Consider the following 1,538-nt stretch of genomic DNA (forward strand, 5'->3'; position numbering starts at 1 on the left):
TTTTGTTTTGTTTTTGTTTTTTTGGTTGGGATCGCTGGGCTGGCTTTTTTGGTTGGTTTGGTTTTTCTCTGTTTTGTTTTTGTTTGGAGAGTTTGATCCTGGCTCAGGACGAACGCTGGCGGCGTGCTTAACACATGCAAGTCGAACGGGATCCAAAGGCTTTTTGTTTTTGGTGAGAGTGGCGAACGGGTGAGTAACACGTGAGTAACCTGCCCCCTTCTTTTGGATAACCGCATGAAAGTGTGGCTAATACAGGATAATCCAGGCTGGTCGCATGATTGGTTTGGGAAATGGTTTGGTCTGGTGGGGGATGGGCTCGCGGCCTATCAGCTTGTTGGTGGGGTGATGGCCTACCAAGGCGGTGACGGGTAGCCGGCCTGAGAGGGTGGGCGGTCACACTGGGACTGAGATACGGCCCAGACTCCTACGGGAGGCAGCAGTGGGGGATTTTGCACAATGGGCGCAAGCCTGATGCAGCGACGCCGCGTGAGGGATGAAGGCCTTCGGGTTGTAAACCTCTTTCGCTGGGTTGAAAGGCCATGCTTTGGGTGTGGTTGATTTGAACTGGTAAAGAAGTACCGGCTAACTACGTGCCAGCAGCCGCGGTAATACGTAGGGTACTAGCGTTGTCCGGATTTATTGGGCGTAAAGGGCTTGTAGGTGGTTTGTCGCGTCTGTCGTGAAATCCTGTGGCTTAACCATGGGCTTGCGGTGGGTACGGGCAGGCTTGAGTGCGGTAGGGGAGACTGGAATTCCTGGTGTAGCGGTGGAATGCGCAGATATCAGGAGGAACACCGGTGGCGAAGGCGGGTCTCTGGGCCGTTACTGACACTGAGGAGCGAAAGCGTGGGGAGCGAACAGGATTAGATACCCTGGTAGTCCATGCTGTAAACGTTGGGCACTAGGTGTGGGGGCCGTGTGGTTTCTGCGCCGTAGCTAACGCATTAAGTGTCCCGCCTGGGGAGTACGGCCGCAAGGCTAAAACTCAAAGGAATTGACGGGGACCCGCACAAGCGGCGGAGCATGCGGATTAATTCGATGCAACGCGAAGAACCTTACCAAGGCTTGACATGCACCGGTACAGTGTAGAGATATGCTGGCCTTTTTGGCTGGTGTGCAGGTGGTGCATGGTTGTCGTCAGCTCGTGTCGTGAGATGTTGGGTTAAGTCCCGCAACGAGCGCAACCCTTGTCTCGTGTTGCCAGCATTTGGTTGGGGACTCTCGAGAGACTGCCGGGGTTAACTCGGAGGAAGGTGGGGATGACGTCAAATCATCATGCCCCTTATGTCTTGGGCTTCACGCATGCTACAATGGATGGTACAGAGGGTTGCGATACTGTGAGGTGGAGCTAATCCCTTAAAGCTGTTCTCAGTTCGGATCGTAGTCTGCAACTCGACTACGTGAAGGTGGAGTCGCTAGTAATCGCAGATCAGCAACGCTGCGGTGAATACGTTCTCGGGTCTTGTACACACCGCCCGTCACGTCACGAAAGTTGGTAACACCCGAAGCCCGTGGCCTAACCGCGTTTGTGGGGGGAG

General features: G+C 54.6%; 1 rRNA gene. It reads left to right on the plus strand.

The annotated features are described in order from the left end of the window. Positions 1-80: 80 nt before the first annotated feature. Positions 81-1,538: ribosomal RNA gene (locus HMPREF2891_RS00935) — 16S ribosomal RNA — on the plus strand; the annotation flags it as partial.

It is taken from the genome of Actinomyces sp. HMSC065F11, assembly GCF_001813085.1.
In the GTDB taxonomy this organism is placed as follows: Bacteria; Actinomycetota; Actinomycetes; order Actinomycetales; family Actinomycetaceae; genus Gleimia; species Gleimia europaea.